Raw genomic sequence first — 5,955 nt, forward strand, 5'->3', positions numbered from 1 at the left:
CGCAACCAACACGCCGGACCCGTCCGCGACTTCGCCGTCGGATCCAAGATCCGATACCCGGATTACCTACCGAACGTTGCCTGACGCGGCACTAGCTCGTGCGCGAGGGTGAACCTTTGCCGCTCAGCGGGAGTACCGACGTTCAGCAACATGAGTGGGTATCCATCGTCCGGACTGCAGCTGACGGCGTCGATCGGAACGGTCTCTGCGCCGAAATCCGTTGGCATCGGTGCGACCAGCTCGCGGCGCACAACCAGCGCGCCCATAGCCTCGATCAACCCCGTCACCGAGTCCAGGGGGCCATGCCCTGAGCCAAGTTGCTCGCGGACCGCGCGGGCGGCATCGGCAGGGGTGTTGAGATCATCGACCGCGAAGCGAGGGAACCCACCGTTTTCCGGACGAGGAGCGGTGGCCATCAATCCTTTCAACTGAATCCGCGTCAGATTCAGTAAGGCGTGAATTCGCTTCAGATCACCGGCCGCTGCGGCTTGCTTCTTGCGGTGATGAATCAGACCGGCACCCGCGCCTACCCCCTGTTCGGTGAGGCGCAACAGTGAGATCGGGTACCCCAAGGCGTGTGCATAGTATTCAAGCCGGTCGCCAGTCACTGCTAGTCGCCCGGCTTCGGCCCGGCTCACGTATCCCTGGCTGACCCGGCTTGCAGACCCCTCCAACTTCTGCATCACTGCGGCGAGCTGGGCCTGAGTCATCGACCGAGATTCGCGAGCAATCACTAACATCCGCGGATTGGCGGTCTCGGCCTGTGCGAAGTCCATCCCACCTCCAGTCGTCCCTCAGAAATGTACCACGAAATATTCCTCGGACAATGCTTCCATGCAGCAAGGTCGGCTGATGGAGAACCGATGCTGATGCCTTCGAGACTGCTGCCCCGGCTAGGTAGGACGTGTCGAATAGGCAGCCGGGCAGGTAACTTTGCGCCGTTGTCTTGTCGGCGGTAGAGCGCAGTCCGCGAGATGCAGTAACGGGTCGTTGCTGTCTTAGCGTTCCCGCGGGTACTCCCCCGCGCCCGACCTCGGGCTTTCATGTCACACTGAGCGATTCGACCAGCGTCTCCATCCGCCGTGTCGAGATGCAGAGCAGATAACAGACCGAGGTGAGTGCGCGTTCGGCGCGTTTGCGGCGTTCGAGCAGCCAGTGCCGTATCAGGCAACGTTCGGTAGATAATCCGGGTGCCGGATCTTGGATCCGACGGCGAAGTCGCGGACGGGTCGGGCGTGCTGGTTGCGCCAGCGGACGTAGGTGCCAGGATCACCTCGACATGGTCGATACCATCTTCCTCACACCCGTGCCGGTGCAACTGGCATTACCCACTTCGATATACGCCGTGCTACGAAGGCGCGTAGCCGTCTGACATACAGCCCTCAACCGCCGCTCGTGCCTCGCACACCTACTCGCGAACGGACCCCCGCAATGAGTGCATGCGCGCACCCTCGATGCGCTAACGAGAGTTCTGAGGAACACATCGGCAGGTCCGCCGCCGCAGTGTTGCTCGGCGATGACGCCCTGGAACGCGTGTGCGAGAACGAGCGACCTGGCCCGGTAGTCGATTACCGATCGACGAAAACAGCAGTCGAAGTCAAAGCGGTCAAGCACGGACAATTCGAACAGCTCCGCGCGACGTACACCAAAAGATTGAAGACGATGTCGTTCTGCCGGTTTCCGGCCTCCGCAAGACGTGGTTCGTGATGCCGGACGCCACAGCCGCAACCGGCGAACGCTCCGCATACAATGGAACACTGTCGCTGCAAAAGCTCGAAATCCGTCTCGGACCGCTCCTGCTCGAACTCGAACGTCAGGGCATTGATGATGCCCTCACGGCGCCACGGCAACTACAGTGGCAGATCGCGGCGCTCCTACACGGCGGCAGCTGTAGCACTTTCGAGAGCTCCGAGATCGGCCCAGGCATCCTGCTGGCCGGCTACCTCGCTGGGCATAGCCGCCCGCTCAACATCGACCGAGCAGTACGAGACCGAATCCAGAACTGGCTCGACACCAACTCCTCGAACATGGTCGCGTCCCTGTACGAGGAAGCGGGAGTCCGGTGCGGGGTACTCGTCATTCCTCAAACCATCGACGGATTCTCCCTGACCCGGTCCCTGACCGAAGACTTCAAAGATCTCCGAATCGTCCCAGCCGAGCCTCTATCGCTTCCAAACGGGGTCGACACCGTGATCACGGTCGCTGGCGACCACGCAATCCAATTCACTCCCCCCAACCGGTGGACCCGCATCGAACTCCATCACGACATCTGACTTGCTTCCCAAGTCACCAGCTTCCGTCCACCGCAGCCCCGCAGAGGTGCTGCGGCACTTGATCGTGACGTTGAGAGGGGCGTCGCTCAGCGCGGCAGGCCGACGACGTCCACAGTGAGCCGGGCGTGGTAGTCAAAGCACTTCGCCCGAAACTGGAACAGGCCGTTCATCCGGCAGAACACCTCGCGGCCGAGGGCGCCGAGCAGGTTGCGTTCAGCCAGCATGACTCGGTTCAGCTGCTCCTCCGGCATCCCCTCCAGGCGCTGCTCAATCAAGCACCTGGGCACGGCTGCCGGAACGCTCTTCGCCGATGAAGCGGGCGCCGGACGCCGTACAGAGCAGCCCGTTAACAGCACGCCGATCATCGACCCGTGGCAATCCCCGACACCGCCGAGGCCGACATCAACGACTCCACCGTCCGCCACTGCTGATTGATCAGCTCATGCCTGCGCATCTGACCCGCATCTACGCGAAGTTTGGAATGGATTTTCACACCCGAATTGGTGGCTTACCTGCACAAACTCGGCCGCCGAATCCGAGCCAGGCCCGAGGAGCCGCAGTAGAGGCGCGTTCTCCGGGGAAAGAACAGCAGGCTGTCGCTATTCCCTCAGCGCGTGGCGGTGGCGGTACCGCCAGACGTCGCAGCCGGTACACCCCGACACTTCGAATCGCGGTGGGCACGGCGGCGGAGAGGGAAACCAAGTGCATCACGCTGGCATACCTAGCGAGGAACAGCCGGGAAGGCTGCGGAGCCGGCATTGACGAAAATAAGCCAGGCGTTCCGTCAGGGGCCGCGGCGCTGTCGGAGTCGGCGGCGCGATCGAGCGGGTGAGTGTACGCACTCCAGAAGTCGAGTGCCCCACCGGCGCAAGTACCGAGCGGCAGGCGCGTGACCGTAATCGCCGCGAAAGCCAAGGGAAAACCATCGCATCACCTCGGACTCCGTGTGCCGGGTATGCCACACTATCCGCTGGTCTGCTGCGGACCGATGAAACGGGAAGGGGAGGCTGTGGCGAGCCGTGCGGGTCAGGCGAACGAGGTCGGCAGCGTCTTCCGCAACGTCGTTGCCACCTACCTCGCGGTGTTCGGTCTCGCCAGCCGCCCGATCCCAGGGTTGGAGCTTCCCGACAACGTCTACCCAGTGCGGCTCGATTTCGAGACCGCCGACCCCACCGATGACATTCGTGTGACCTTCTCCGACGGGCGTCGTGCGTTCATCTCGGCCAAGCGAGCGGTAAACGCGGGCGTTCCGTTGAAAAAGACGGTGGCTGGCTGGGTCGAGCAGGCCCCGCTACTCGGTAAGGGAGACTTGCTCGTCATCGCGGGCGAGGAGTTCACCGGTTCCGCGCGGCAACTCTTCAACGTCCTTCGGCGGCACCGAGCCGGGCAACCGATGGACACCAAAGCAGAGCGGGATACGCTCCGTGTGCTGACCGATCTAATCGCTGACGAGGTTCGCGACCTGGTCCTCGACCGAGCACGAGTGCTCACCGTCTCGGGAGCGACTGAAACAGGCGAAGCCCGATCCGTGCAGGCGGCGATGATGGATCCCATCGTAGGCGGCCGGAATGGCCCCCAGGCAGTTGCCGTTCTTGCAGATCTGTTGCACCAGAGAGCTGGCAAAGCCCTCAGCAGTGACATCGAAGAATGGGTGACTGCACTTGCTGCCGCCGGCCTGGCGCCCACGCCCGACTGGGAAGGTGCGGCGGGAGGCAGAATCGCCGCTCGTCGAGCCGCTGTCGCCGCCTACCTGAAACAGATCGCCTCCAGGGCAGGACGAGTTGATCTGAGCCTGCTCGCGGACGATCTTCCACCCATCACCGTCGAAAACCTCCTCGCAGGCATGCGAGTCCGAGTCGAAGATTCACGCCAAAGCAGCGACCTGCTGAGATATATCCGGCGGTGGCGACGCATGTTGCTCGTGGGTCAACCCGGCGCCGGCAAATCTGTCGCGCTACGGGAGATTGCTGCCCATTGCGCGACGCATCCTCATGCCCCGATTCCCATCCGAGTCCCGTTGCCACGCTTGCTTGAGGGACAGCCCGAGAAGATCACCATCACCCGAATGGTCGATGGAGCGATCGCGGATTTCGTTGCCGCCGACCAGCGGGCACCACTTGCCGAGCATCTGACCAACGCCGTCGACCATGGACACGCCATCATCCTGTGCGACGGCCTGGACGAATGCGGCTCGCGTGCTCCGTGGATGGCCCAGCAACTTTCAGACCTTCTCAAGGCTCTTCCCCCGACCACTGGATTCATTCTCGCGACCCGCGGCAACGCAGAGCGCGCCGCTGCCCGCCTCGGGCTGCCACGCGCCGAACTCGCCCCCCCCAGAAGATCTCAGCGCGACAGTAGATGCGATCCTCGACGCCTGCGCCCAAGCGCGGGTGCCGAAATCCGATAGAGACGCGTGGCTGGCTGCCCGCCGTGCCTGGATCAAGGACGCGAGCGAACAACACGATCATCTGCTCCAAGTACCGCTCTTGGCTGTACTACTCGCTCTGATCTGCGCCGACACCCCCGATGCAGAACTGCCGAAAGGTCGCGCAACGCTACTGCACCGAGCGGTCGAGCAATCGGTCGAACGCTGGGAACAGACCCGACACACACCGGACCAATCTCGGCCGTGGGCTCCCGAACTGAGCCCGCAGATGCTGCTCGACGGTTTCGTCGAACTCGGGCGCATGCTGGACGGTGGGCTGAGCGTCTCCGGTTCACAAGCAACCCAAGCGCTGGCTTCGCTGCTGCGGGATCCTGCCCGATGGGCGCTGGCGCCGGCCAGGGCAAGTGAAGTAGCCAAGCACGTACTGCGCTTCTGGGACGAGCACGTCGCCGTGTTCGTCATCGACGCGACCGACCAGCTCATCGCGCGCAGTAAGGTATTCGTCGAGATCGCTACCGCTATGTGGGCCAAAAGCTCTGATGAAAAGACGCTCGAGGCATGGCTGGACGAAGCGCTGATCTACACCGACTCCGACGGCGCGATCGGCCTCGCCGCCGACCTGGACAACCGTACCGTCACTGCACTGCTTGATCTCGGCGATCGCAACAGGCCGCACATCTCCCTGCTCGTCGCAGAGCTGGCCGATCGTGGCATTGTGACGCTGGAGCCGGAGGAGCAAGGACGCACGCTAGCGCAGCTCGCCACAGGGATCGCCGCCATCAGCGAAGGCAACCCTCCAGTCGTGCGTGCTCGCCGAACTCCCCCAGAGCCCCGCGAGCCCGCAGCCAATTCAGCTGACGCAGACCCCTGGCCTTTCGTCGAAGCAGCGTGCCAGCTCGTCCTCTCCTCAGATGCACGAGCCCAGCGAGCAGAACTGATTGCCCATGCTGAGCTCGATGAACGTGCCGCATTGATCGCTGCAGCACTATGTGTTCTCACCGATACCAACACCGACAAGCAACGGCTCGACCCGGCGGCGGTTCAGACCGTCATGGCCGCGCTCAATATCGCCATGCCAACCCGGCCAGACGCGGTGGCGACACACCGTCGCCGGTTCACGATCGTTTCCCGTGAACCTCTGGCACCGGGACTGGACCGCGTCGCCCTCGCTGCGGCACGCCGCCTCGACGAATTGCCAGAGTGTCAGCGTTCACTCAATTCCCCAGCCCGTCGTTCACGTAATCGGACAGGTGGTGGGTCCTAGTTGATGTTCTACCCGACCTCCTTCCTGGGTGC

The 5,955-nt window shown here is 63.2% G+C and carries 5 protein-coding genes and 1 pseudogene; 3 read left to right on the forward strand and 3 right to left on the reverse strand.

Translation table 11 applies throughout. The features are described from left to right. Positions 1–62: 62 nt before the first annotated feature. Both ACWEO7_RS37660 and ACWEO7_RS37665 read right to left on the reverse strand, forming a co-directional pair. A complete protein-coding gene (locus tag ACWEO7_RS37660) occupies positions 63–776 on the reverse strand; it encodes an XRE family transcriptional regulator (RefSeq protein ID WP_452430419.1) in 714 nt (237 codons plus the stop codon). 268 nt (positions 777–1,044) lie between these two features. Next, a pseudogene (locus tag ACWEO7_RS37665) lies at positions 1,045–1,155 on the reverse strand (transposase); the annotation flags it as partial. Positions 1,156–1,706: 551 nt separating this feature from the next. Between ACWEO7_RS37665 and ACWEO7_RS37670 the strand changes: the two are divergent. Then, positions 1,707–2,273: a hypothetical protein gene (locus ACWEO7_RS37670; protein WP_452430421.1), complete on the forward strand. Its 567-nt coding sequence runs from the start codon at positions 1,707–1,709 to the stop codon at positions 2,271–2,273. 86 nt (positions 2,274–2,359) lie between these two features. Here ACWEO7_RS37670 and ACWEO7_RS37675 read toward each other — a convergent pair whose 3' ends face one another. Further along, entirely contained in the window at positions 2,360–2,638 is a 279-nt protein-coding gene (locus ACWEO7_RS37675; RefSeq protein ID WP_397080400.1) for a hypothetical protein, read from the reverse strand. Positions 2,639–3,162: 524 nt separating this feature from the next. Here ACWEO7_RS37675 and ACWEO7_RS37680 point away from each other — a divergent pair. Both ACWEO7_RS37680 and ACWEO7_RS37685 read left to right on the forward strand, forming a co-directional pair. Continuing rightward, positions 3,163–4,680, forward strand: coding sequence for an NACHT domain-containing protein (locus ACWEO7_RS37680; RefSeq protein WP_452430422.1), 1,518 nt, complete (start codon positions 3,163–3,165; stop codon positions 4,678–4,680). After that, on the forward strand, positions 4,664–5,923 hold the full coding sequence (locus ACWEO7_RS37685; RefSeq protein ID WP_452430424.1) for a hypothetical protein: 1,260 nt from the start codon (positions 4,664–4,666) through the stop codon (positions 5,921–5,923). The genes ACWEO7_RS37680 and ACWEO7_RS37685 overlap by 17 nt, the downstream gene beginning before the upstream one ends. Positions 5,924–5,955: the final 32 nt, after the last annotated feature.

Source organism: Nocardia sp. NPDC004260, assembly GCF_053603155.1.

Bases quoted from the DNA above. Each gene is read 5' to 3' on its own strand.
- ACWEO7_RS37660 (WP_452430419.1), bottom strand. From the start codon at position 776: ATGGACTTCGCACAGGCCGAGACCGCCAATCCGCGGATGTTAGTGATT.
- ACWEO7_RS37670 (WP_452430421.1), top strand. From the start codon at position 1,707: ATGCCGGACGCCACAGCCGCAACCGGCGAACGCTCCGCATACAATGGA.
- ACWEO7_RS37675 (WP_397080400.1), bottom strand. From the start codon at position 2,638: ATGATCGGCGTGCTGTTAACGGGCTGCTCTGTACGGCGTCCGGCGCCC.